The sequence below is a fragment of the Pseudooceanicola antarcticus genome (genome assembly GCF_900215355.1).
In the GTDB taxonomy this organism is placed as follows: Bacteria; Pseudomonadota; Alphaproteobacteria; order Rhodobacterales; family Rhodobacteraceae; genus Pseudooceanicola; species Pseudooceanicola antarcticus.
The window spans coordinates 135,758-160,454 of the sequence record NZ_OBEA01000004.1; the positions used below are offsets into that span (position 1 = coordinate 135,758).

Annotated in this window: 24 protein-coding genes; 7 read left to right on the forward strand and 17 right to left on the reverse strand. The window is 65.2% G+C overall.

The features are described 5' to 3' along the window. Positions 1-215 precede the first annotated feature (215 nt). From CRO50_RS11365 to CRO50_RS11380, 4 genes are all read right to left on the reverse strand, one after another. Complete coding sequence (locus tag CRO50_RS11365) at positions 216-1,430, reverse strand: NADP-dependent isocitrate dehydrogenase (RefSeq protein WP_097146040.1); 1,215 nt, start codon at positions 1,428-1,430, stop codon at positions 216-218. 148 nt (positions 1,431-1,578) lie between these two features. Next, a complete protein-coding gene (locus CRO50_RS11370) occupies positions 1,579-2,796 on the reverse strand; it encodes a multidrug effflux MFS transporter (protein ID WP_097146041.1) in 1,218 nt (405 codons plus the stop codon). A 129-nt stretch (positions 2,797-2,925) separates the two neighbouring features. Further along, a complete protein-coding gene (locus tag CRO50_RS11375; RefSeq protein ID WP_097146042.1) occupies positions 2,926-3,585 on the reverse strand; it encodes a DsbA family oxidoreductase in 660 nt (219 codons plus the stop codon). Then, positions 3,569-5,104 (reverse strand): class I adenylate-forming enzyme family protein, encoded by a 1,536-nt coding sequence (locus CRO50_RS11380; RefSeq protein WP_097146043.1) that lies wholly within the window; start codon positions 5,102-5,104, stop codon positions 3,569-3,571. The genes CRO50_RS11375 and CRO50_RS11380 overlap by 17 nt, the downstream gene beginning before the upstream one ends. Before the next feature lie 78 nt (positions 5,105-5,182). Here CRO50_RS11380 and CRO50_RS11385 point away from each other — a divergent pair, with 78 nt between their 5' ends. Continuing rightward, complete coding sequence (locus CRO50_RS11385; protein ID WP_097146311.1) at positions 5,183-5,806, forward strand: helix-turn-helix domain-containing protein; 624 nt, start codon at positions 5,183-5,185, stop codon at positions 5,804-5,806. A gap of 3 nt (positions 5,807-5,809) precedes the next feature. Here the strand turns inward: CRO50_RS11385 and CRO50_RS11390 are convergent, their stop codons facing one another. Both CRO50_RS11390 and CRO50_RS11395 read right to left on the reverse strand, forming a co-directional pair. After that, a complete protein-coding gene (locus CRO50_RS11390; RefSeq protein WP_097146044.1) occupies positions 5,810-6,157 on the reverse strand; it encodes a CsbD family protein in 348 nt (115 codons plus the stop codon). Positions 6,158-6,239: 82 nt separating this feature from the next. After that, on the reverse strand, positions 6,240-8,087 hold the full coding sequence (locus CRO50_RS11395; RefSeq protein ID WP_179747261.1) for an extracellular solute-binding protein: 1,848 nt from the start codon (positions 8,085-8,087) through the stop codon (positions 6,240-6,242). Positions 8,088-8,406: 319 nt separating this feature from the next. On the opposite strand from CRO50_RS11395, the gene CRO50_RS11400 reads away from it, so the two are divergent. Both CRO50_RS11400 and CRO50_RS11405 read left to right on the forward strand, forming a co-directional pair. Then, on the forward strand, positions 8,407-9,180 hold the full coding sequence (locus CRO50_RS11400) for a 3-hydroxybutyrate dehydrogenase (RefSeq protein ID WP_097146045.1): 774 nt from the start codon (positions 8,407-8,409) through the stop codon (positions 9,178-9,180). 53 nt (positions 9,181-9,233) lie between these two features. Next, positions 9,234-10,307, forward strand: coding sequence for a patatin-like phospholipase family protein (locus tag CRO50_RS11405; RefSeq protein ID WP_097146046.1), 1,074 nt, complete (start codon positions 9,234-9,236; stop codon positions 10,305-10,307). 137 nt (positions 10,308-10,444) lie between these two features. On the opposite strand, the gene CRO50_RS11410 is transcribed toward CRO50_RS11405, so the two are convergent. The 3 genes from CRO50_RS11410 to CRO50_RS11420 form a co-directional block, all read right to left on the reverse strand. Next, positions 10,445-11,146, reverse strand: coding sequence for a DUF502 domain-containing protein (locus CRO50_RS11410; RefSeq protein WP_097146047.1), 702 nt, complete (start codon positions 11,144-11,146; stop codon positions 10,445-10,447). A 130-nt stretch (positions 11,147-11,276) separates the two neighbouring features. Beyond that, complete coding sequence (locus CRO50_RS11415; protein WP_097146048.1) at positions 11,277-12,179, reverse strand: pseudouridine-5'-phosphate glycosidase; 903 nt, start codon at positions 12,177-12,179, stop codon at positions 11,277-11,279. 38 nt (positions 12,180-12,217) lie between these two features. Continuing rightward, positions 12,218-13,126 (reverse strand): PfkB family carbohydrate kinase, encoded by a 909-nt coding sequence (locus CRO50_RS11420; RefSeq protein ID WP_097146049.1) that lies wholly within the window; start codon positions 13,124-13,126, stop codon positions 12,218-12,220. A 369-nt stretch (positions 13,127-13,495) separates the two neighbouring features. Between CRO50_RS11420 and CRO50_RS11425 the strand changes: the two genes are divergently transcribed. The 4 genes from CRO50_RS11425 to CRO50_RS11440 all read left to right on the forward strand — a co-directional run bounded on the left by CRO50_RS11425 (position 13,496) and on the right by CRO50_RS11440 (position 17,880). Beyond that, positions 13,496-14,464, forward strand: coding sequence for a HupE/UreJ family protein (locus CRO50_RS11425; protein ID WP_157791786.1), 969 nt, complete (start codon positions 13,496-13,498; stop codon positions 14,462-14,464). A gap of 232 nt (positions 14,465-14,696) precedes the next feature. After that, on the forward strand, positions 14,697-15,479 hold the full coding sequence (rpsB, locus tag CRO50_RS11430) for a 30S ribosomal protein S2 (protein WP_097146051.1): 783 nt from the start codon (positions 14,697-14,699) through the stop codon (positions 15,477-15,479). Positions 15,480-15,556: 77 nt separating this feature from the next. Further along, complete coding sequence (tsf, locus tag CRO50_RS11435; RefSeq protein WP_097146052.1) at positions 15,557-16,432, forward strand: translation elongation factor Ts; 876 nt, start codon at positions 15,557-15,559, stop codon at positions 16,430-16,432. Positions 16,433-16,605: 173 nt separating this feature from the next. Continuing rightward, the gene (locus CRO50_RS11440; RefSeq protein WP_097146053.1) at positions 16,606-17,880 is read left to right on the forward strand and encodes an MFS transporter; all 1,275 of its coding nucleotides are present in this window, start codon (positions 16,606-16,608) and stop codon (positions 17,878-17,880) included. A 340-nt stretch (positions 17,881-18,220) separates the two neighbouring features. Here CRO50_RS11440 and CRO50_RS11445 read toward each other — a convergent pair whose 3' ends face one another. From CRO50_RS11445 to CRO50_RS11480, 8 genes are all read right to left on the reverse strand, one after another. Then, positions 18,221-18,976 (reverse strand): LuxR family transcriptional regulator, encoded by a 756-nt coding sequence (locus CRO50_RS11445; protein WP_097146054.1) that lies wholly within the window; start codon positions 18,974-18,976, stop codon positions 18,221-18,223. 751 nt (positions 18,977-19,727) lie between these two features. After that, on the reverse strand, positions 19,728-20,144 hold the full coding sequence (locus tag CRO50_RS11450) for a hypothetical protein (RefSeq protein WP_097146055.1): 417 nt from the start codon (positions 20,142-20,144) through the stop codon (positions 19,728-19,730). After that, positions 20,144-20,530: a response regulator gene (locus CRO50_RS11455; RefSeq protein ID WP_097146056.1), complete on the reverse strand. Its 387-nt coding sequence runs from the start codon at positions 20,528-20,530 to the stop codon at positions 20,144-20,146. Before CRO50_RS11455 ends, CRO50_RS11450 begins: the two co-directional genes overlap by 1 nt. 18 nt (positions 20,531-20,548) lie before the next feature. Continuing rightward, positions 20,549-21,409, reverse strand: a complete 861-nt coding sequence (locus CRO50_RS11460; protein WP_097146057.1) for a CheR family methyltransferase — start codon at positions 21,407-21,409, stop codon at positions 20,549-20,551. Continuing rightward, the gene (locus tag CRO50_RS11465) at positions 21,406-21,864 is read right to left on the reverse strand and encodes a chemotaxis protein CheW (RefSeq protein ID WP_097146058.1); all 459 of its coding nucleotides are present in this window, start codon (positions 21,862-21,864) and stop codon (positions 21,406-21,408) included. Before CRO50_RS11465 ends, CRO50_RS11460 begins: the two co-directional genes overlap by 4 nt. Beyond that, positions 21,857-24,040, reverse strand: coding sequence for a chemotaxis protein CheA (locus tag CRO50_RS11470; RefSeq protein WP_097146059.1), 2,184 nt, complete (start codon positions 24,038-24,040; stop codon positions 21,857-21,859). Before CRO50_RS11470 ends, CRO50_RS11465 begins: the two co-directional genes overlap by 8 nt. Positions 24,041-24,054: 14 nt before the next feature. Continuing rightward, entirely contained in the window at positions 24,055-24,420 is a 366-nt protein-coding gene (locus CRO50_RS11475) for a response regulator (protein ID WP_097146060.1), read from the reverse strand. Further along, on the reverse strand, positions 24,417-24,692 hold the full coding sequence (locus tag CRO50_RS11480) for an STAS domain-containing protein (RefSeq protein WP_097146313.1): 276 nt from the start codon (positions 24,690-24,692) through the stop codon (positions 24,417-24,419). Before CRO50_RS11480 ends, CRO50_RS11475 begins: the two co-directional genes overlap by 4 nt. Positions 24,693-24,697 lie beyond the last annotated feature (5 nt).

Genomic DNA, 24,697 nt, shown 5'->3' on the forward strand with positions numbered 1-24,697 from the left:
AGTGCGGTGTTAACAGGTGATGCGAGATCCTCCGGACCGAGGATCATGCTCGGTTCTTTACTGCGCGACCGGCCGAGTTTTCCTCTGCCGGGCCGTGCCGCCTTCTGCGCGGTGCCCGCGCATGAGCGCCCAATTCCCGCCAGAGGCACAGCGCAGGGGGCAAAAGAAAAAGGCCCGCAGAGCGCGGGCCTTTCCGGTCTTCGGCTCTGGGCAGATCAGCCTGCCAAGGCCTTGTTCAGGTTCTGGTCGACCTTCTCGAGGAAGCCCATGGTGGTCAGCCAGCCCTGGTCGGGGCCGACCAGCAGCGCCAGGTCCTTGGTCATATGACCGCTCTCGACCGTTTCGATGACCACTTTCTCCAGCGTCGAGGCAAAGGCCATCAGCGCGGTGTTGCCATCCAGCTTGGCACGGTGCTTCAGACCGCCGGTCCAGGCGTAGATCGAGGCGATGGAGTTGGTGGAGGTCGACTTGCCCTGCTGGTGCTGGCGATAGTGGCGGGTAACCGTGCCATGCGCCGCCTCGGCCTCGACGATCTTGCCGTCCGGCGTCATCAGCTGCGAGGTCATCAGCCCGAGCGAGCCGAAGCCCTGGGCAACGGTGTCCGACTGCACGTCGCCATCGTAGTTCTTGCAGGCCCAGACGAACTTGCCGTTCCACTTCAGCGCACAGGCCACCATGTCGTCGATCAGGCGGTGTTCGTACCAGATCCCGGCAGCCTTGAACTTTTCCTCGAACTCTTTCTCGTAGACTTGCTGGAACAGGTCCTTGAAGCGCCCGTCATAGGCCTTGAGGATGGTGTTCTTGGTCGAGAGGTAGACCGGCCAGCCCAGGTTGAGGCCGTAGTTCAGCGAGGCGCGGGCGAAGTCGAGGATCGACTGGTCGAGGTTGTACATCGACTGGAAGACCCCGGCTGAGGGCGCCTGGTAGACCTCCCTCTCGATCACCGTGCCGTCTTCGCCTACGAATTTCATCGACAGCGTGCCGGCACCGGGGAAGGTGAAGTCGGTGGCCTTGTACTGGTCGCCGAAGGCATGGCGGCCAACCACGATGGGGTTGGTCCAGCCCGGCACCAGGCGCGGCACGTTGCGGCAGATGATCGGCTGGCGGAAGACCACGCCGCCCAGGATGTTGCGGATCGTCCCATTGGGCGAGCGCCACATCTTCTTCAGGCCGAATTCCTCGACCCGCGCCTCGTCCGGGGTGATCGTGGCGCATTTCACGCCAACGCCCACTTCCTTGATCTTCTCGGCCGCGTCGATGGTGATCTGGTCCTCGGTGCGGTCGCGTTCTTCGATGCCCAGATCGTAATAGAGCAGGTCGATGTCGAGGTAGGGTTCAATCAACTTCTTCTTGATGAAATCCCAGATGATGCGGGTCATCTCGTCGCCGTCGAGTTCGACGACGGGATTGTCCACCTTGATCTTCGTCATGAGGCTGGCTCCCTGCGATGTGCGGAACGGGCTGGAATCAAGCCGCGTACGGCTTTCTGCGCCTGCATAGCCTAAAGCTTTGTTAGCGGAAAGTCTTGTATGCGGACGTATACCGAAAATTCCGGGTCCGGCGATGTTCCGCCCAGTCTCAGCTGTCGCTGTGCCGCTCCAGCTTGCGCATGCGCATCAGGATGGGGAAGGCGAGCCCGGTCAGCACCAGCGAGGTCAGCAGTTGCGGCATGATGGTGCCGTCGAAGACCTGGGCCACCACGGTCGAGATCACCGCGGCCACCACGGTCGAGACCGCGCCCAGCACCGAGGCGGCAAGCCCGGCGATATGGCCGATCGGCTCCATCGCCAGGGCGTTCAGGTTCCCGATGGTCAGACCCATCTGGTACATGGCGGCGGCCTGCCAGGCGAAGTAGGTGTAGAAATAGATGCCGTAGCCCGGCTCATGCGGCATGGCGAAGTAGCCCAGGAAGAGCGCCACCGTCAGCACCAGGAAGATGGCCTGGGTCACGGTGATGATCGCCCGCATGCCGTATTTGCGCACCAGCGAGGCGTTGACCATCGAGGAGGTGGCGCAGAGCATGCCGATGCCGAAGAACCAATAGGGGAAGGCCTCTGACAGGCCGAAGATGCGTCCGAAGGTCGGCTCGATCAACGAGATCGAGGTAAAGAGCACCGAGAAGATCGAGGTCTGCACGATCAGCGACAGGCGCACCATCGGGATCGAGAACATCTCGCGCAGGGCATGCCACAGCGAGACCACGCGGAATTTCTGGCGGCGTTCGCGGGGCAGGGGCTCGTCCAGGCGGGTGGCCAGCCAGGTCGAGGCGATCAGCGAGAAGACCAGGAAGGCCAGGAAGATGCTGCGCCAGCCACCGGCCTCGATGATGCCCTTGCCGATGAGCGGGGCCATGGCCGGGAAGACGGTGAAGACGATCATCACGAAGGAAATCAGCCGGGCCATCTCGCGCCCCGCGTAGAGGTCGCGGATGATGGCGATGGCCACAACGCGCGCCGCCGAGGCGCCGAGGCCCTGCAGCACGCGGCCCAGGATCAGCACCTCGAGCGACGGCGCCTGCCAGGAAATCAGTGCGCCCGAGATATAGACCACCGCGCCCCAGAGGATCACCGGCTTGCGTCCGAAGCTGTCCGACAGCGGCCCGGTGAAGAGCGTACCCACGCCCATGCCCACCATGAAGGCGGAAAGCACCAGCTGGGCGTCGTTGGCCTCGCCCCCGGCCAGTTCGCGCCCGATCTCGGGCAGGGCAGGCAGCAGCGAGTCGATGGAGAAGGCGACGGTCGCCATCATCATCGCCATCAGGGCCACGAATTCAGCCGGATGCAGACGCTGCGCCATGGGGGATAACTCCTTGATGAAACAGCAAGGCGCTACCAGTTTTCCGGCCCGCGCACCAGAGCGCGGCGGGCCGCTTTGACGCCTGAAGCCCTGCGGGGATGAACAACGCGCAGGGCTCTCGTGCGGGGTCTAGCCTGTCGGCTGGTCCTCGGCTGCGGCGACCTGGGCGATGATCTCGTCGATCACCTGCAGCCAGAGCTCGACCGGCTGGGCGCCCGGCACCGCGTGCTGTTGCGCCACGATGAAGGTGGGCACCGAGTTCACGCCCATCTTGCGGCTGTGTGCGTCGCGGTCGCGGATCGCCTGCTCGTCGGCGTCGCTTTCCAGCAGGCGCCCCACGACCGAGGCATCCATGCCGCAGCTGTCGGCGATATCGCAAAGCACCTCGCGGTCACCGATATCGCGGCCTTCGCGGAAGTTGGCGGCAAAGAGCGCGTCGACCACCTTGTTCTGCACCTGCTCCAGCCCCGCCCAATGGATCAGCCGATGCGCGTCCACGGTGTTGGGGGTGCGGGTGATCTGCGGGAAATCGGCCTCGATACCCTCGGCGCGGGCGCGTTCGGCGATCTGATTGTAGACCTCGTCCGCGCGTCCCTTGCCGAACTTGCTTTCCAGGTAGGCGCGCCGGTCCATGCCTTCGCGCGGCATGTCGGGGTTCAGCTGGAACGGGTGCCATTCGACGACGAAGGGATGGCCCGGACGCTCGGCCAGGGCGCGGTCCAGCAGGGTCTTGCCGATGTAGCACCAGGGGCAGATAGGGTCCGAGATGATATCAAGCTTGACCGTCATGTCCGTTCTCCCAGAGCGCGGCCAGGGCGGCGCGCTGCAGTTTTCCGTTTGCATTTCGGGGCAATGCCGCAACATGCCTCCAGATCCGGGGCTGCTTGTACCGGGCCAGCCGCGCCTCGGCCAGTGCCGATAGCGTGAGGTCATCCTGCGCCTGCCCGGTATAGAAGGCAGCGATCACCCTTGCATCCTGTTTGACCTCTACCTCGGTAACGGCGATCTCGGTGACACCCGGCAGATCGGCCAGCGCCGCCTCGATCTCCAGTGGAGAGACCCGGTAACCGCCGGCGTTCAGCATCTCGCCGCGCCGCCCGAGGTAGGTCACGGCGCCGCTGGCATCCATGGCGCCCAGGTCCCCGGTCAGGAACCATTCGTCCCGGAAGCGCTCGGCCGTGGCCTCGGGCGCGCCAAGGTAGCCCAGCATCAGGCCGGGATCGGAGCGATGCACGGCGATGGTGCCGGGCTGGCCCAGGGGCAGCGGGCCCGCGTCCCCCAGGATCGCCACGTGACGGCCGGGCTGTGGCCGCCCCAGGGTGCCCTCGGGCGCCGGGTCCGAGGGGCAGCCCGACAGGAAGGTCGAGATCTCGGACATGCCGAAGGCCTCGTGGATCGGCTTGCCGCTGGCCTCGCGCCAGGCCTCGCGCAGGGTGGCCGAGAGCTTCTCTCCGGCCGAGAGCCCGTGGCGCAGCTTCGGCAGGTCCAGCGTCGGGTGATGTGACAGGAGCTTGCGGTAGACGCCGGGCGCGGCGGCGAAAAGCGTCGCCTCATGGCGCTTCAGCAGCAGCGGCAGGGTCTCAGTCGCCAGCCCGGCGACGGGGATCAGCGCGGTTGCGCCAAGGCTCCAGGGGTCCAGCAGCCCGGTGCCCAGGGTGTAGGTCCAGTTGAAGGCGCCCGCGTGCAGCAACCGGTCGTCGGGACGCAGGCCGTACCAGCCTTCATGCATCATCTGCCGCGCCCAGAGCGCGCGATGAGCATGAACCACGGCGCGGGGGCTGCCAGAGGTGCCGGAGGTGAAGACGATATAGGCGGGGCGCTCGGGATCTCCCATCTGCCAGTCGGCGGGCGGCAGGTCGCGCATCTTGCGCAGCGCATCCTGGGCGATGACCGGCAGGGCGGGCGAGGGATCGGTCTCGAGCCCCCGGCCAAGCACCAGGGCCGCGGGCTCGGCGATGGCGATGACCTCTGCCAGCTCGCGGGCGGTGAGCTGGGCCGAGGTGGGCACGGGCACGAGGCCGGCGCAGATCGCGCCCAGGAAGGCCAGCGGAAAGTCCACCTCGTTGCCGAGGCGCAGCAGGATGCGCTGTCCGGGCTGAAGCCCCGCGTCCAGCAACCCGGTCGCGGTGCCGCGGATCGCCGCCTCCAGCCGGGCGAAGCTCCAGCGTTCGGCGCGGCCCAGGCCGAGGATGGCCAACGCCACCTTGTCCGGGGTCTGTTGCCCGGCGGCCATCACGTGGCGGGCCAGGTTGAAGGGGGCTGGGCAGCGCGGCGCCGGGCCGCGGTCGCAGATCGAAAGCTCTTCCATTTCTCCTTGCTAGGCGGGCAGGCGCGGCCTGACAAGCAGCGTTGCAGAGACCCGCCAAAGCGGGCTATGGAAAACGCCATGACCGAAACAGACCCCCGCATGTTGATCCAGATCGCCCGTGAAAGCGGGGAAGAGACCCTGGCCGAGCCGCTCGACCTGGGCCATCGCGTGCGTGAGCTGCGCCGCGAGCGCGACTGGACGCTAGAGCAGGCGGCGGTGAAGGCGGGCATGGCGCGCTCGACCCTGTCGAAGATCGAGAACGGGCAGATGTCGCCCACCTATGATGCGCTGAAGAAGCTGGCCACGGGCCTCGGCATCCCGGTGCCGCAGCTCTTCACCCCGCCCAGGGCACAGCAGGTCATGGGCCGCATGGCCGCCACCCGCGAGGGCGAGGGCCAGGACCACGCAACGGCCACCTACGAGCACAAGCTGCTGGCGGCGCAGCTGACCCGCAAGCAGATGCTGCCCTATCACGCCCGCATCCGCGCCCGCTCGATGGAGGAATTCGACGGCTGGGTGCGCCACGACGGAGAGGAATTCCTCTACGTGCTGACCGGGGTGATCCGGCTCTATACCGAGTTCTACGAGCCGCTGGAGATGCGCCGTGGCGACAGCGCCTATTACGACGCCTCCATGGGTCACAACGTGATCTCGCTCAGCCCGGAGGATGCGACGATCCTCTGGGTGACCTCGCTGACCTGAGCCTCAGCCTTTGCGCCCGATGGGCGTCGCGGGCTGGTCGTCATCTCCGAAGGCGGCATCGTCGTCGGAAGGGTCCTCTCCGACCGGCACATATTTGCCGGAGGCCGAGATGGCCTGCATGTCCTCGCTTTCATCCATGCGCAGATCGGCGGGCATCGCGCCTTCGCGCCATTCCGAGATCTCGTCCTGGATATCGGCATAGTCGCGTCCCGTGACCTGGCTGAGATACCCCGCAAGCGCATCGCGCGAGCCATCCAGGGCCAGCAGGTCGGATTCTGCGGCCTCGGGCCATTGTTGCATCACGGCGGGAACCAGGGTCGACCAGTTGCGGGCGATTTCGGGCCAGTTCATGGGGGCCTCCTTTCGGTGTCATTCGACAGCAAAACGCCGGGCAGGGGCCCGGCGTTCCGTGTCGCGACATGAGAGAGGCGGATCAGCCCTCGGGGTCCATCCACCAGACCTCGGGCAGCCAGTAGACGCCATCGCCGTAGATCGGCAGCTCTTCGGGATACTTCAGCTTCGCGTCATGGGCGATGCGGCCCTTGTCGTACATGAAGATCGGGATCACGTAGCGCCCCGAGGTCAGGATACGGTCCAGCGCCCGCACGGCGGCGGTGAAATCCTCGCTCGAGCGAGAGGCCAGCATGGCGTCGACCATGGCGTCGATGGCCGGGTTCTTCACCCCCATCAGGTTGCGGGAGCCATTCTGATCGGCGCTTTCGACACCCCAGTAGAGCTTCTGCTCATTGCCCGGCGACAGCGAGACCTGGCGGCGGATGTCGGTCATGTCGAAATCGAAGGTCTCGATCCGGCTGGTGTACTGGGCATTGTCGACCACGTTGACGCTGGCCTCGATGCCGAGGCGCTCGAGCGCATCCATGTAGATGTCGATGATCGACTGGTTGATCTGATCGCCCTGGCGCAGCAGGATCTCGAAGGAGAGCGCCTCTCCGGCGGCATTGCGCCGGATGCCGTCATCACCCGCGGGCCAGCCCGCATCGTTCAGCAGCTCCGCCGCGGCGACGATATTGGCGCGGTTGCGGGTCGAGCCATCGCTGACCGGCAGCGTGTAGCCGTCGAGCGCACCGGGGGCCAGCACGTCGCTGAAGGGGGCCAGCAGCTCCTTCACGCGCCCCTCGGCGGGACCGTCCTTCATGCCCAGCACCGAATGCGAGAAGTACGAGGTGATGCGGGGCTGCTTGCCGCCGGTGATCGCCTCGTTGATGTATTCAAAGTTGAAGGCATGCAGCAGCGCATCGCGCACGCGGATGTCGTCGAAGGGCGCGCGGCGCGTGTTCATCACGAAGCCGGTGATGCCCGAGGGGCGTTCGGAGGAGATCTCGGATTTCACGATCTCGCCGGCCTGGGCGGCGGGGAAATCGTAATCGCGGTCCCATTTCTCGGCGTTGAATTCGCGCACGAAGGAGATTTCTCCGGCCTTGAAGGCCTCGAAGAGCACATTCTGATCACCGAAGAACTCGATCCGCAGCTCGTCGAAATTGGCAATGCCGCGCTTGATCGGCAGATCCTTGGCCCAGTAATCGGGATCGCGCTTCAGCACCACGTTGCGGCCCGCTTCATAGCTGTCGACCACATAGGGCGAAGAGGTGATCGGGATCACGTCGAAGCCAGGCTGATCGAACTCGATCCCCTCCCATTGCGCCTTCTTCAGGATCGGGCGCAGGCCGACGATCAGCGCCAGCTCGCGGTCGTCGCTGTTGAAGGTGAAACGGACCGAGCGCGGGCCGGTCTTTTCCATCTTCTCGATCAGGCCCCAGAGACCCAGGTAACGGGCATTCCCCTGGGTGCCGAGGGTCTCGTAGGACCACATCACGTCCTCGACGGTGATCGGGCTGCCGTCCGAGAACCGCGCCTCTTCGCGCAGGGTGAATTCAACCCAGTCGCGTTCGGGGCCGGTTTCGATCGATTCGGCGATCATGCCGTAGACGGTGAAGGGCTCGTCCTGGCTGCGGTAGACCAGGCTGTCCACGGTCATGAAACGCAGCTGCCAGGGCACGTTGCCGCGAATGATATAAGGGTTCAGGCTGTCGAAACCGCCGGTATTGCCGGTGACGAAGGTGCCGCCTTTCGGCGCATCGGGATTGGCATAGGGCAGGTGGCTGAAATCTGCCGGCAGTTCCGGCTCTCCATACATGGCAAGACCATGAGAGGGCTCTGCCATGGCGGGAATCACCCCGGAAAGCCCGAGAATCGCCCCCGCGAGCGCGCCGCCTGCCCGCCGCAAGAGGCCGTTTTGCCCGGCGGAATGGAAAAGGATCATTTTGTTGCTGCTCCCTGTGAACCTTGTTTTCTTGGCCCTCACGGTACCTGCGGTTTCACGCCTTTTCAAACTTTTAGCTTTCATGACGAGGCAGGATTGCTTATAAAGAGATCACTGCTCGATAGGTTTCTTGCCTGTATGAAACCTGCCTCAATAACTGAACGCCGGCCTCGTGCCGGCGTTTTTTTCTGCGCAGTCCTCCCCTTTGGTCACCCTGCGAGATCCAGCGCATTAGCGTCTCTTTCCCTCGCTTTTCGCGGTCGCAGCATTATTGTCTCGGACAAGGGGGCTTTCGGGCCCTGCGTCAGAGGAGAGACCAATGAGTGTAAGCGGCAAGACAGCTGTGGTGACCGGATCGACCAGCGGCATCGGCCTGGGCGTGGCGGAGGAACTGGCCAAGGCGGGCGCGAAGGTGGTGCTGAACTCCTTCACCGACAGCGAGGAAGATCACAAGATCGCCTCCGACATGGCGGCGAAATACGGCACCGAGGTGCGCTATATCCAGGCCGACATGTCGAAGGGCGACCAGTGCCGGGCGCTGATCGAGAAGGCGGGGGCCTGCGATATCCTGGTCAACAACGCCGGTATCCAGCACGTGGCGGCCATCGACGAGTTTCCCGTGGCCAAGTGGGATGCGATCATCGCCATCAACCTCAGCAGCTCGTTCCACACCATCGCGGCGGCGTTGCCGATGATGCGCAAGGCGGGCTGGGGCCGGGTGGTCAATATCGCCTCGGCCCATGGCCTGACGGCAAGCCCCTACAAGTCGGCCTATGTCAGCGCCAAGCACGGCATCGTCGGCATGACCAAGACCGTGGCGCTGGAGACCGCCGAAGAGCCCATCACCTGCAATGCCATCTGTCCGGGCTACGTGCTGACCCCGCTGGTCGAGGCGCAGATCCCCGACACGATGGAGAAATACGGCATGAGCCGCGACGAGGTGGTGCGCGACGTGCTGCTGGAGCGCCAGCCCTCCAAGGCCTTCGCCACCACCGAGCAGATCGGCGGCACGGTGGCCTTCCTCTGCTCGGCAGCGGCCGAGCAGATCACCGGCACGACGATCAGCGTCGACGGTGGCTGGACGGCACTCTGATGAAAAGCCCCGCTTCGGCGGGGCTTTTTGCTACCCCGTGACAGGAGGGCACCATGGCCCCGCGCAAATCCCGCTCCGCAAGCCCCAAGACCAAGCGCATCAACCTGGCCCTGCAGGGCGGTGGCGCCCATGGCGCCTTCACCTGGGGGGTGCTGGACCGGCTGCTCGAGGATGAGGCGCTCGAGATCGCGGCGATCTCGGGCACCTCCGCGGGGGCGCTGAACGGGGCGGCGCTGAAGGCGGGCTGGGCCAAGAACGGCCGCGAGGGCGCGCGCGCCGAGCTGGCCTGGCTCTGGTCCCAGATGGGCGCGGTCGAGGACCAGGGCTTCTGGCCCTGGTTCCTGTCGGGCCTGCCGGTGCCCGGCACCCGAGAGATCGGGCAGGCGGTGGAATATTCCATGGCGGGGCAGCTGGCCGACATGCTGGCGCTGGTCACCACGCCCTATGCGCTCGGCCCCTTCTACCGCAACCCGCTGCGCCCCATCGTCGAGCGCTTCGACTTCAGCGCCGTCTGCGGCGACGGCGGACCGGAGCTTTTCGTCTGCGCCACCAAGGTGCGCGATGGCAAGATCCGCATCTTCGAGGGCGAAGAGCTCACCGCCGAGGCGCTCCTGGCCTCCGCCTGCCTGCCCACGCTCTTTACCGCCGTCGAGTTCTTCGACGAGAAGTCGGGCCGCAAGGAGGCCTTCTGGGACGGCGGCTACGCGGGCAACCCGGCGCTCTTTCCGCTCTTCGATCCGGATCTGCCGGACGATGTGCTGATCGTCTCGATCAACCCGCTCGAGCGGGACGAGATCCCCATGCTGCCGGGGCAGATCCAGAACCGGATCAACGAGATCAGCTTCAATTCCTCGCTGCTGCGCGAGCTGCGGGCGGTGGAATACGTGCAGCGGCTGATCGACGATGGGCGGATCAGCTCGAACGAGAAGAAACGCGTGCTGGTTCACATGATCGCCGAGGACGAGGTGATGCAGAACCTCTCGGTGGCCACCAAGATGTTCCCCAATGGCTACCTGCTGAACCAGCTGAAAGAGGCCGGGCGCAGCTCCGCCGGGCGCTTCCTGGCAGAGCACAGGGATGCGCTGAACGACCACTCGACGGTGAACCTGCGCGAGATGTTCAACTAGGCGGGGCCCATGGCGTAGTCGCCCTGTCCGGGCAGACGGGTCCGCAGTGGGTCAGGGGCATGCGCAGGCCGTCATGGTGAAACCCACCTGTCATCACCAGGCTGAAAATACTCCCGCCGGAGGCGCAGCGTTCGCTCTCAGCCCTTCTTCGGGGCGGGCAGCTTGGTGGGGTCGGTGCTGTTGGGATAGACAAGGCCCGCCGAGATCACCAGCTTGGCCGCGTCCTCGATCGACATGTCCAGCAGCACCACGTCCTCTTCGGGGAAGAAGAGCAGGAAGCCCGAGGTCGGGTTGGGGGTGGTGGGCACGAAGACGGAGAGCAGCTTCGAGCCGGTCTCGGCCCTGTCGGCCACCTCGCCGCGGGCCGCGGTGGAGACGAAGCCGACGGCCCAGATGCCCTTGCGCGGATATTGCACCAGGCAGGCCTCTTCAAAGCTGCGCTCGGTCTGGGCAAAGACGGTCTCGGCGATCTGCTTGGCGCCCGAGTAGATCGAGCGCACGAAGGGCATGCGGTCGACGACCCCCTCACCGTAGCGGATCAGCGAGCGGCCGATGAGGCCCTTGGCGATCCAGCCGATGATGATGGTGAAAATCAGGAAGAAGATGATCCCGACGCCGCGCAGGTTGATGCCGATGTACTGCTCGGGCTGGAAGCGCGAGGGCACCAGCGGCAGCACGAAGCCATCGACCCAGCCCAGAAGCGACCAGAGCAGCCAGATGGTCAGCGCCACCGGCAGGATCACCACGATGCCCGTCAGGAAGGACGAGCGCAGGCGCGCGAAGAGGCCGGGTCGCGGCGTGCCATGGGTGGAGTGGGGATCTTGCAGGGGATCGTTCATCTGGGGACCGCGAAAAGGGGTTTCGGCTCAGGAAGGTAGGCATGAAAGTGCCGGGCCGCAATGGGGCGCGCGCGAAATGCTGCGCGCCCCGCCCCCCGCGTGCCCGCCAGGGGCGGGGCAGCCTAGCAAATCAGCTGAGAGCCCGGGCGATCCAGGCTGCCAGGCGGGCATTGTTGCGCACCAGGGCGATATTGGTCGCCAGCGAGCGCCCCTCGGTCAGCTCGAAGATGCGCTGCAGCAGGAAGGGGGTGACCTGCTTGGCGGTGACGCCCTGCGCCTCGGCCTCGGAAAGCGCCTGGGTGATGATCGGCTCGATCTCCGCGCGCGGGATCTCGTCGGCCTCGGGCACGGGGTTGGCGACCAACTGGCCGCCGGGCAGGCCGAGAGCCGCGCGCATGCGATGCGCGGCGGCGATCTCTTCTGCGGTCTGCATCGACAGCGGCGCTGCCAGGCCGGAGCTGCGCGACCAGAAGGCGGGCAGCTCGTCCTGGCCGTAGGCGATCACCGGCACGCCGTTGGTTTCCAGCACTTCCAGGGTCTTCGGGATGTCCAGGATCGCCTTGGCGCCTGCGGCCACCACGGTGACGGCGGTCTGGGCCAGCTCCGAGAGGTCGGCGGAGATGTCGAAGCTCTCTTCCGCACCGCGATGCACGCCGCCGATGCCGCCGGTGGCGAAGACCTCGATCCCGGCCAGCCGGGCGGCGATCATCGTCGCGGCCACCGTGGTGGCGCCGGTACCGCCGCGTGCCATGCAGGCGGCGAAATCGGCGCGCGACAGCTTGGCCACGTCCTTGGCCTGGGCCAGCGCCTCAAGCTCTGCGGGTTCGAGGCCCGCGTGCAGTGTGCCGTCGATCACCGCCATGGTGGCCGGCACCGCACCCTCGGCGCGGATGTCGTCTTCGACCTGGCGCGCGGTCTCCAGGTTCTGCGGATAGGGCATGCCATGGGTGATGATGGTGCTTTCCAGCGCCACGACGGCTTTGCCCTGGGCCTGTGCGGTGGCCAGTTCGGAGGATTTCTTGAGTTTCAACATGGGGAACCTTTGGGAGGAAGTCGGAGAGGGGCGGGGGCTCAGAGCCCGGTGTCGCCCGAAACATAGCGGGCGGCGGCGCCAAGGGCGCGATCCAGCGCCTCCTGCCGCGAGGCGCCCTGGGCCTCGGCCACGATATGGGCGGCCATGAAGGTATCGCCGGCACCGGTCACGCGGGTCACCAGCACTTCGGGCGGACAGCCCGAGACCAGCCCCTCGGCGGTGCCGTCACAGGCGGGCTTGCCGCCATCGGTCACCAGCGCCCGGCGTGCGCCGCGCGACAGCAGCCCGGCGGCGGCCTCTTCGGCGGAAGAGAACTCACGCTGGCAGAGCAGCCCGGCCTCTTCCAGGTTGACGTAGAGAAGGGCCCTGCCGTGGGTCAGGAAGGGCCGCAGCCGTTCGGCCTTGCCGGGCGAGGCCGGCGCCACGCGCAGATCGGCCTCGGCGAAGGCGGGCGAGGCGGCGATCTCTTCCAGCAGCGACAGCGTCAGGTTGCCATCCAGCGCCACGGGGCCGCGATAGGGGGCCTCGGCACTGGCCAGGGCGCCATTGTTCAGCGGACGCAGGATCTTGGCACCGGCGGCCTCCAGAGAATGGGCATCGGCGATTGCCGCGATCAGCCCGTTGGCCCCCTCGACCGCCATGTAGCGGTCGGTCGGCAGATCCTCGGAGCGGTAGACATGCGCCGTCTCCATGCCCAGCTCGGCGCAGGCGCGGATCAGCTCGTCGCCCTCCGGGTCCTGGCCGATGGCGGTCAGCAGCACCGGGCGCATGCCGAAGCGCGCCAGGGTCATGGCGATGTTCATCGCAACGCCGCCGGGCAGCCTGGTGATGCGTCCGGGCACGTCAGAGCCCTGGCGCATGTGGCTGGCCGAACGGCCGATGATATCCCACAGGACCGAGCCGATGCAGAGGATATCCGAAGAGGAGGGAGGGGTTTTCCGCGTCATGCGTTCTTTTGGCGCTGAACGCGGCGCGGCGCAAGCCTCGGGCGGCTGTCGCGCCATCGCGTCAGCGACCTTCGCAACGGCGGAATTTCGCTTTTAAGGCGAGTTAGGGGTTTCAACTCGCTCACGTATGAGTGAGATTGACGGCTTCCTGCTTGCTGTGGCAAAGCACCGGGTGAGAAGCGAAGACCAAGAACCTGTTCCTAAGTGAAGACGAGTAAGCTGTTGTTTAAAAAGGTCGAAGTCGCGTCCCGCCCGGGAATGCGCGCGCCGCGCCTGGTCCTGCGGGCCAGCCTTCTTCTTTCGCTGGCTCTCTTTGCCTGCTGCCTTTCCGCGGTTTTGCCGTCCCGGCCTGTACAGGCCAGCGACGCGATGCCGCTGTCCACGGCCAGCTTCGCCGTCTCCGATCAGACCCTGACCCTCGAGCTGGTGCTGCCGGTCTCTGCCGTCTCGACGAGCGCCGGGGATGTTCGTGCCTGGCATGATGCCACGGCGCCGCTGACGCTGGTCACCCTCGACGGTCTCTACATGCCGAAGGTGCTGAGTGCCGAGCTTGGCGCCAAACCCGGTGCTGGCCTTTCGCAGCGCTGGCGCCTGCGGCTTTCCTTCCCCGAGATCGGCCCGCGCGAGACCCTGCAATTCAACTGGTTCGACGGCGCCGGGCGGCTGATGCTGCAGCCCGCGCTGGCAAGCGACAAGTCCGAGGCCGTGCTGGTCAACCCCGGTCAGCGCAGCGAGCGCATCTCTTTCCAGGGGCAGTCGGTCCTGTCGCCGGCCGTGGCCTTCCTGGCCTATATCCCGCGTGGCTTCGGCCTGGTGCTGGGGCAGGGGGCGCAATATGTGCTCTTCCTGCTGGCGGTCTGCATGGTCAGCCCGCGCTCCAAGCCGCAGCTGATGCAAGTGGGCCTCTACGCGGCGGGCAGCACGATCGCGCTCTGGGTGGGCGCGCTGGTCACCACGCTGCCGGTCTGGCTTTCGGGCCTGCCGTTGCTGATGATGGGTATCGGCGTCACCCTGGCGGTGGTCGCGGCGAACTTCCTTCGTCCCTACATCGGCGCGGGACGCCTGGCGCTGGTAGCGCTGGCCTCCGCGCTGCACGGCCTGGCGCTTGGCCAGGCGCTGCGCGGCCTCGGCCTGCCCGTGAAGAACGAGATCGCGGCCATCCTCGGCGCCGGTATGGGCCTCTGGGCGGGCTATGCCATCGTGTTGCTGGGCTTCTTCGTGCTGCTTGGCAACTGGGTCGGGCACGAGCGCTTCATGCCGCGCAGGATCCGCCACCTGGGCTCGCTTCTGGTCGGCGCGGGCGCCATCGCCCTGCTGCTCGGTCGCGCCCTGGCCTGAGCCATTCGCAGCTCTGTGCGCACCCCCGGGCACACCCCGGCGGCGGGCCCTTTTCAGCTTTGCTCAACAAAGCGTGACAGAGGGGATTGCGCAGCGCTGAGATTGGCCTTATAGGACCGCCATTCAATCCCGCAGGCGGGGTCGGGCGTTCAGGGGAGACATCCCTGAAGTCCACCGGTTGACCATCTGGTCTCACACCCCCGCCAAGGCGCAAACCGGAAAGGTAAACAGCATGGCTCTTCCCGAGTTCTCCATGCGTCAGCTCCTCGAAGCTGGCGTCCACTTTGGCCACCAGACGCAGCGTTGGAACCCCCGCATGGGCGAGTTCATCTATGGCGCGCGCAACGGCATCCATATTCTCGACCTGACCCAGACCGTCCCGATGCTGGACGCCGCTCTGAACGTGATCCGCGAAACCGTGGCCAAGAACGGCCGCGTTCTCTTCGTCGGCACCAAGCGTCAGGCCTCCGCACCGATCGCCGAAGCGGCTGAGAAGTGCGCCCAGTATTACATGAACCACCGTTGGCTCGGCGGCACGCTGACCAACTGGAAGACCGTTTCCCAGTCGATCAACCGCCTGAAGGAAATCGACGAACGCATGGAAGGCGGCGCCGAAGGCCTGACCAAGAAAGAGCGCCTGCAGATGGAACGCGAGCAGACCAAACTGCAAGCCTCCCTCGGCGGTATCCGCGAAATGGGCGGCGTGCCCGACCTGCTCTTCGTCATCGACGTCAAGAAAGAGCAGCTGGCCATCGCCGAAGCCAAGAAGCTGGGCATCCCGGTTGTCGCCATCGTCGACACCAACTGCTCGCCCGAAGGCGTGGACTACATCATCCCCGGCAACGATGACGCGGCCCGTGCCATCGCGCTCTACTGCGACCTGGCCTCGCGCGCAGCACTGGACGGCATGACCGCCCAGCTGGGTGCCGCAGGTGTGGACGTCGGCGAGCTGGTCGAAGGCTACGAAGAAGAAGCCGTGGCCGCAGAAGCTGCTGCGACCGAAGCCCAGGCGTAAGCGCCCGCGTTACAGAACTGTCACCGGCCGCGTGATATCCGCGGCCGGACTCTACTTCCAGACAAGGAGATCTCCCCATGGCGATCACTGCTGCACAGGTTAAAGAACTGCGCGAGATGACCGGCGCAGGCATGATGGATGCCAAGAAGGCGCTGACCGAGACCGACGGCGACATGGAAGCCGCCATCGACTGGCTGCGCACCAAGGGCTTGGCCAAGGCCGCCAAGAAGTCTGACCGCACCGCGGCCGAGGGCCTCGTGGCCGTCGAAGTCGCCGGCACCACCGGCGTTGCCGTCGAAGTGAACGCCGAGACCGACTTCGTTGCCAAGAATGCCGAGTTCCAGGAAATGGTCTCGGGCATCGCCAAGGTTGCAGCCGGCGTCGATGGCGTGGAAGCGCTGGCCGATGCCGACATGGGCGGCAAGAAGGTTTCCGAGGTCCTGACCGACAAGATCGCCAAGATCGGCGAGAACATGACCCTGCGCCGCATGGCCAAGATCGAAGGCGATGTCGTGGCCGCTTACGTCCACAACGCCGCTGCTCCGGGCCTCGGCCAGATCGGTGTGCTGGTTGCCATGAAGGGTGGCGACGAAGCCTTCGGCAAGCAGGTTGCCATGCACATCGCAGCGGCCAACCCCGCCGCGCTGAACGAAGCCGAGCTGGACCCCGCCGTCGTCGAGAAAGAGCGTCAGGTTCAGATCGACATCGCCCGCGAATCCGGCAAGCCGGAAGCCGTGATCGAGAAGATGATCATCGGCCGCATGAAGAAGTTCCTCGGCGAAGTGACCCTGCTGGGTCAGGACTTCGTGGTGAACCCCGACCTGACCGTCGAGGCCGCCGCCAAGGAAGCCGGCGCCGAGATCACTGGCTTCATTCGCCTGCAGGTCGGCGAAGGCATCGAGAAGGAACAAGAGGATTTCGCCGCGGAAGTGGCCAAGGCCGCTCAGGGCTGATCCTCTCCGCCCTCGGGTGGACGTTTGCGAAAGGGCCGGGTTTTCCCGGCCCTTTTTGCATGCAGCCTCGGGGTGCACCAGGAAGCCCTTGGCAAGGCTGGGTCTTTTGCGCTTGTGCTCAACCGCGCTTGAGGCGCTAGCTTGACGGCAGGACCAACAGAAGACCCCCACCGATGACTGCTCTTTCCCCTCATGACAGGCGCCCTTTCCGCCGCTTCCTGCTGGCGGCCGGGTTCACCAACCTCGGCGACGGGATCGCCACGCTGGCCTGGACCTGGCTTGCGACCCACCTGACCCGAGACCCCTTCCTGATCGCCCTGATGCCCGTGGCCCTGCGCCTGCCGTGGTTCCTTTTCGCCATTCCGGCGGGCCTCGTCACCGACCGGGTGCAGCGCAAGCGGCTTTTGCTTGCGATGGATCTGATCCGCGGGTTGGCCTTCGGCATGGCAGCCGCCTGTATCTGGCAAGCCCTGCCGCTGGAGCCGCCGCAGGCCGAGGGGGTCTCTGACCCGCTGCTCTTCACGGCCCTGGCGCTTTGCGCCGCAGTCATCGGGATCGCAGAGGTCTTCCGGGATACGGCGGCCCAGACCGTGCTGCCCTCGATCGTCGATCACGACCGGCTGGAGGCCGCCAACGCCCGCTTCTGGACCGTCGAACTGGTCGGCAACACCCTCTTGGGCCCGGCGCTCGGGGCCTTCCTGATCGGCCTGGCGCTGCCCTTGCCCTTCGTGGTCAATGCGGCGGCCTACCTGGTGGCGGCGCTGATCCTCGCCCGGATCACCATCCCCCGGCGCGGAGAGCGCCCCGCGAGGGCCTCGATCCGCCAGGAGCTGGGCGAGGGGCTGCGCTTTCTCGTCAACCAGCCAACCCTGCGGCTGCTGGCGGTTTTCACCGGCGGTTTCAATCTCTTGCACCAGATGATCGTGGTCGGCCTCGTGCTGCACGCGCAGGAGAACCTGCACCTTGGGGCCGAGGCCTTCGGGCTGGTGCTTTCTGCCGGCGCCTTCGGAGGCATCGTCGCGGGCTTCGTCGCAAGCCCGATCATCCGTTGGCTGGGGGGCGCGCGGGTGGCGCAATGCGCCTCGCTGGCCTGCGGCTTCGCCTTTGGGCTGCTCCTGCTGGTAGAAAGCGGGCTCGGCCTCTCGGTGGCGCTGATGCTCTTTTCCTTCTTCGGGCTGCTCTGGGATACGGTCTCGGTCTCGTTCCGCCAAAGGGCGGTTCCGGATGCGCTTCTGGGGCGGGTCAATTCGCTCTACCGGCTCTGCTCCTGGGGGATGATGCCGGTCGGCCTGGCGCTGTCGGGCCTGTCGGTCGAGCTGGCCTCGCAGCTGGTGCCGCGAGAGACCGCCTTGCTGGCGCCCTTCCTGATCGCCACCATCGGGGTCTTCGTGCTGACCCTCGCGGGCTGGCGCGGCATCGGACGCGGCTTTCCGGGGCGGACGGCCTGAAATGTGAAGCGGTGCCGATCGGGACAATCGGCACCGCCCCTGGCAGGGGCTCGTCGAAAGGGGATGGGACGAGGGCCCCCCAATGTGCCGGAAGCGAGGGCTGATCAATACGCCCCCGCCCGCCGGCTCCGGTTTCCCGGCCGATCCGCAGGGCCTTGAAATGACAAGGTTGCGAACCGGATGTTCCATGGCTCAAAGCCACCACTCACGGAACGCGTTCAGATTGCTCGCTTACGTACATATTCGGAAGTATGGGAAACCTTACCTGATACCAATTGGTTAGCGGAATCGGGCAAAAATGCTGGAATACCTTACCTTTGGTAAGCCAAACCGGGTCGCATCAGGCGTCGAAGATGAACATCTGGTTGAGAAACGCCGCTTTCAGCACCGCCTGGGCGGTGGTTTCGACGTTGAGATTCTCTCGGGCCAGGCGCAGGTGCTTCTCCACCGTGGCCGTGGTCAGCCCCATGAGCAGGGCGATATCCTGCATGGTCTTGCCGTCGCCCACCCATTGCAGCGCCTCGCGTTGGCGGCGGGTCAGTTCTCGGGCTGGGCCGGAATAGGGCAGGGTGAGGATCTTCAGATGCGCGACATTGTTGAAGATCACGATGTCGCGGCCGTGTTCGGCCCAGACCGCATCGGCCTCTTCCTGGCTCATGCCAGGCCGTGCGGTCAGCGCGATGGCCCCCTTGGTCCGGGGCGAGATCGAGCGGAACGAGATCGAATAGCCCGCGGTCACGCCCATCGAGCGGTTGAACTCGATCACCTTGCGCTCACTCTCGGTCAGCACGCCCGAGGCGGTCATCTCACCCAGGATACGCCAGGAGCAGGCGCCCTCGTTGTCCAGCGCCCAGCGGACCATCGGTGCGTGAAAATACAACCCGTTGTCCATGAAGGCCTGACGGTAGGCTTCGGAGTGGTTGGTCAGGATGACGAAATCCTCGGGGTCGCCGAGCGAGGTCGCCGTGCGATAGCGGGTGAAGCCGTAGAGTAGCCGGTCGAAGCCGTAGGTGGCCATGCGCGCGCAATGCAATTCCCAGAGCGCTTCGATGGACGGCGCGTTGGTAATTTGTTCGAGATATTCTCGGCGCAACATGACGTTTCAAAACCTCTCGGCACAGGGCCCGGCGTGCCTGACCAGCAAAATCTGGTTCGATTCAGGCACTCGATAAGTAATTCGTTCACAAGCGGGTTTATCCCGAGTGACGCTACTTTGTCGAGACGCAGGGTCAAGCCGTGCGAGAGGAGTCTTGGGTACCGCTAGACCTGCACATGGTCTCCCGAACCCGGAGAGGATACGGCAGAGGTCATGCGGGGAATGGACTGGCCGCGGGGTCTGTTCAGGGGCGGCAGTCTCCGAAAGAGGGGATAGGACCGAAAGCCGGGCGCGGGGTGAGCGGTCCGCTTTAGGTGACTACGGCGCTGCTGCGGAACCGTCTTGCTCACGCTTCCAAAGCTTGATGCAGCGCTCAGGGTCGGTTGTGCGAAAATGGGGCTTTAAGGATTGGAGCCTGCGCAGAGATCCTTGTCGTCGAAGTAGATTTCCTCAAGCCCCGGGGCACAGACTGTGAGCCTTCTTGCGTTGGCCTCGGGCTACCGTCCCAAAGGTGAGGCCGCCCGGCCGCATAGCCTGAGCGCAGGCCCCGGAAACCCGCCATTCGGAGGCGGACTTCGGGGACCTGCCGGGAAGAGGCGCCAGCCCGAGGATCTGGCGGAAATGCCCGATTGGCCAGCGCATTGTCGCGGTGGCACGACCTTCACATGGCTGGTCCATCACATGCAGAAGGCTCAATCCTCTGCCGCAGGACGGAGCGCCCTCCGAGACCGAGAGCCGACAAGACACCCCGCTACCAGAGATCGAGATCCCCAGAGCCATGTGTCGGCGTATCTTCCTCCTGGGGCCTGTTCTTCGAGGCCTTCAGGATCGGCTTGATGGAATCGCCCATGTCGACGGAGGCATGCAGCGCTTCATGGGTGACCCCATGGCCCTCGGACCAGTCCAGGCTGGGGCCAAATCGCTGCAGGATGCCCTCCAGGTCTTTCAGGGCCTGTCGCATGTAGTCGATCCGCTGCAGCGTCAGGAACGCGTCCTCCGTCAGAGGCTTGCACGAGCACAGGCTGGCCGAAAGCGCCTCCTCGAGACCCGAGGTCAGCCCGCGCAGACCGGCGACTTGGCCGGCCAGGATCTCGGCTAGTTCCGGTGCGGGCAGGTCAAGATGACCCAGCGGTGCCTCCGAGGCATATGGATCTGGTGCATCTGACATCAGAGCCGTCCGACCACCGCCTCGATACAGGCTCTTAGATCATTTGGCTCGAAGGGCTTCTTGAGAAAGTTATTCATTCCCAATTGCTTACCCTTGTCGATGATCGCCTTGTCGGCCTTGCCTGTGATCAGGATGAAGCCGACCCCCTTGGTCTTGGCGCCACTGCGCAATTGATGAAGCAGTTGCAGCCCGTCCATGCCCGGCATGTTGAAGTCCGAAATGACCAGGTGGACTGGCTTCGATTCGAGCGTCTTCAGCGCGGTCGGGCCATCAGAGGAGGTCGCCACATTGCGCACTCCGAAGGCGTCCAGCGCCTGGGTGATAAGCCCGCGACTGGTGGACATGTCATCCACAACCATGATTCTGATCTGGTCTCTCAGGGCCATTCAATCATCCTTCCCGACTTAGGGTGCCTTGTTGGCGGCCGCGCGATAGGCGGTCATTCCATTGGGTTCGAAGAGCCTCATGGCTGAATCCGAGATTCGCTCGGAATGGCCAAGGAAGATCCATCCATTGTCGATGATCCGTTGCCGGAACCGAGGCCAGAGGGAGGCCTGGGTCTGTGCGTCGAAATAGATCACCACGTTGCGGCAGAAAATCACGTCGAACTGGCCCTTCATGGGCCAGTCCCTGAGCAGGTTCAGCTCGCGGAAGCGAACGATCTTGCGAATTGCCGAGTTGACCCGGTATTGCCCCGACCCGCGGTCCAGCTCCATGTAGCTGTTTCGCATTTCGCCGGGAATCCCGGAGACTTGCTGCTCTGAGTAGACCGCGGCCTCGGCCTTCTCGAGGATTGCCGGGTCAATGTCGGTGCCGAGAATCAGCACGTCCTTCGACACCAGTTCTGGTGCGGCGGAATGCAGGCACATTGAGATCGAGTAAGGCTCCTGGCCCGAGGAGCAGCCGGCGGACCATATGCGTACCCGCTGGCCGTTGCGGGCCTTTTGCAGGAGTACCGGCACGACCTTGTCGCGAAGGATGTCGAAGTGATGGGACTCGCGGAAGAAATGCGAGACATTGGTCGTCAGGGCGGAGATCATATAGCGCCGTTCATTCTCGCCGGCAGGCGATGTGACGAAGCGGCAGTAGCTTTCATAGTCCGGCTGCCCGGTGGCCAGCAGGCGTTTGCGTAGACGCGACTGCACCATGGTCATCTTGCCTTCCGGCAGGACCAGCCCGGCCTCATCCTTGGCCATGGTGGCGATCGCTGCGAAGGACTTGTCGTCCATCACCAGGGCCGAGGTATCACCTGCACTGCGCGTCATGCGGCCTCGTCGCTGGAAACCGGCACGACGGCGGCGAGGTCGAGAACGCGGATCATCTGATCGTCGATGACCGTCAGGGATCGGACGACGGACATTTGCGGATCCGAGGAGATATCCGGCGGCGGCTGAAGATCGTCTTCGGTAATGGCGACGATGTCGGAGACCGCGTCGACCAGGAGCCCGGTCAGCGTACCGCTAAGCTTTACCACGATGATCACGTTGCGCTCATTGGTCTCCTGTGACGGCAGGTTGAGGCGCCTGGCCAGGTCCATCACCGGCAGGACAGTGCCACGCAAGTTGATCACCCCGCGCATGTAGTCCGGCGCATGGGGCATGGGCGTCGTGCGGGTCCAGCCTCGGATCTCCCGCACCGACATGATGTCCAGTGAATATTCCTGGTCGGCGACCCGAAATGTCAGCAATTCCAGGTCTTTGTTTTGGCCCTGTTCACTCATTTGCGATCTTCCTTTCCGAAAGCATGAGATCCGTACCGCGGATATGACCCATGCCCGAGATGACGTCGGCGGGGTCGAGGATGAGGGCGATCTGGCCGTCGCCGAGGATGGTCGCCGCGGCGATGCCAGGCGCCCGGTAGAAGCTGTCGTCGAGACCCTTGATCACCACCTGGCGCTGGTCTTGGATGCCGTCGATCACCAGCGCGGCGCGGCTGCCGTCTTCGAGAACGATCAGCAGCACGATCGAGCCGGGATCGGTCTTGCGATGACTGCGGTAGCCCAGCATGACGCCGAGATCGTAGAGCGGCACGAAGCCGCCGCGCCAGCGTACGACGTAGTTGCCGGGGCGCAGCATCTGGACATCATCCGGGCCAAGCGAGAGGGTCTCGACCACGACGTTGAGCGGCAAAACCAGCGTTTCCTCGGCCACATTGACCACCATGCCGTCGAGAACGGCCAGGGTCAGTGGCAGGCTGATCGAGAAGGTCGTGCCCTTGCCGGGTTCCGAATTGATGGTGATCCGGCCGCCAAGGCTTTGTATCGAGGTCTTGACCACATCCATGCCGACACCGCGCCCAGAGAGGTTCGACACCTGCTTGGCGGTCGAGAAACCGGGCAGGAACAGCAGGTTGTCGATCTCGCTGTCGGAGAGCTGCGCGTCAGGAGAGATTAGGCCCTTGTTGGCCGCAATCTCCTGCACGCGCTTGCGGTTGATGCCGGCACCATCGTCGGCCACTTCGATGATCACGCGACCGGAGCGATGTGCGGCGGTCAGGGTGACCGTGCCGGCGCGGGACTTGCCCAGTTCCTCGCGTTTCTCGGTGGCCTCCAGCCCATGATCAACCGCGTTGCGGATCATATGGGTGAGCGGATCGGCGAGGCGTTCGATCACGGTCTTGTCGACCTCGGTCGCCTCGCCCTCGGTCACCAGGCGGACTTCCTTTTCCACCGCAGCGGAAGATTCGCGGACGATCCGGGACATGCGCTGGAACAGGGATTTGACCGGCTGGGCGCGGATCATCATCACCGAATCCTGGATGTCGCGCGTCAGGCGCTGGAATTCTTCCAGCCCGTTCATCGCATCGGAATGGGGGGAGAGACCCGCCTCGTCGAGGCTTTGGGACAGCATGGCCTGGTTGATCACCAGTTCGCCCACGAGGTTCACCAGCCGTTCGATCCGCTCGAGATCGACCCGGACCACGGACTTGGCGGCAGGGGTGGCGGGCTTCTTTTCCGCTTCGGGTTCCTTGGCGGTTTCCGGGGCAGGCGGCTCCTTGTTGCCCATGGGCACGACATTGGCCGGCGGTTCCGGCGCGGGTGCGGGATCTGCTGCTTCGGCGGCGGGTTCGGGCGGCGCGGGCGGCTCTTCGGCGGGGGCGTCGGGCGCGGGCGCGGCGGCTTCACCTTGGGGGCCGGTGATCTCGAGTTCGCAGAGGCCGTCGACGAACTCGAAGATGTCACGGATCTCGGGCTCCGCGGCCTCGGTCTTCAGCTCGATGATCCATTCCACATAGGGCGTCTCGGGGGCGAGATCGGTGAGAGAGGGCAGGTCGTCGAAGTTGCAGCGCACTGTCGCTTCACCGAGATCACAGAGATTGCGCAGCAGCATCAGGGGCTCGTTGCCGGTGGCGAAGAGCTCCTGCTCGGGTTTGAAACGGACCGTGTAGAGGGTGCTGTCGTTCGCCTCGGTGTCGTCGACGTCGAGATCCGGCAGGTCGAGCGCGAGGCTGAGGCCTTGGACCTCGAACTCCTCGGGTTCCACCTCTTCGCTGCCGCCGTCTTCTCCCAAGAGCGCGTCGAGGCGGGTCAGCAGCTCGTCGCTGGTGGCCTCGTCCAGCTCTGTCTCGTCGCGGCAGGCGCGCACCAGGTCGGAAAGGTGGTCGGCGGCAAGGAAGAAGAGCTTCATCGCCTCGCTGTCGGGCTGCAGCGAGCCGTTGCGGACCTCGTCCAGAACGGTTTCGTACCGATGGGCAAAACGCACCAGCGCCTCGAGGCCGAAGGCCCCGGCGCCGCCCTTGATCGAATGCACGGCGCGGAAGACGACGTTGATCGTCTCGGGTTCCTCGCTGCCGTCGTCCAGTTCCTGCAGGCCGTCCTGCAGGGCCTCCATCAGTTCCTCGCATTCGATGAAGAAGGAGGCGCGGATTTCCGCCATCGGGTCGTTCTGATCGGACATCTCCAGCCCTCCTCCTATCCGGCAACCATCTGAAGTGCCTTGACCAATTTCGCCGGATCAAAGGGTTTGACGATCCAGCCGGTGGCCCCGGCCTCGCGCGCGCGCATCTTCAATTCCGGGGCGCTTTCGGTGGTCAGCACCAGGATCGGCGTCGCCCGGTGTTCCGCCTGGTCGCGGACCGCGTCGATGAAGCCGAAGCCGTCCATGCGGGGCATGTTGATGTCGGTGATGATCGCGTCCGGTTCGAGACCGTCGAGCACCTCGATGCCGTGAACGCCGTCCTCGGCCAGGTGGACATCGAAGCCTGCGGGCATCAGCGCCATGCGGATCATGTCACGCATCGTGCGGCTGTCATCGACTGCGAGAACTTTCAAACTCATGCCCGGCCCTCCGCCAAGGTTTCGGGGGAAAAGCCCATCTGGGCCATTTGTTCGACGACCTTGTCGCTGAAGTGGGTCATGGTCATCTTGTGACCCTTGCCCTTCAGGGAGATCGCCGCGGCCAGGAGCACCTGCAGGCAAAGGGCGCCGAGCTGCGTCACCTCCTTGCCGTCGATCACGAGATCACCGTCGAGCCGTGCCTTCAGCTCTTCCGCCAGCGGGGCGGCCGCTGGCAGATCCAGCTTGGGTTGTAGCACCAGCGGCTCAGTCATGGCCA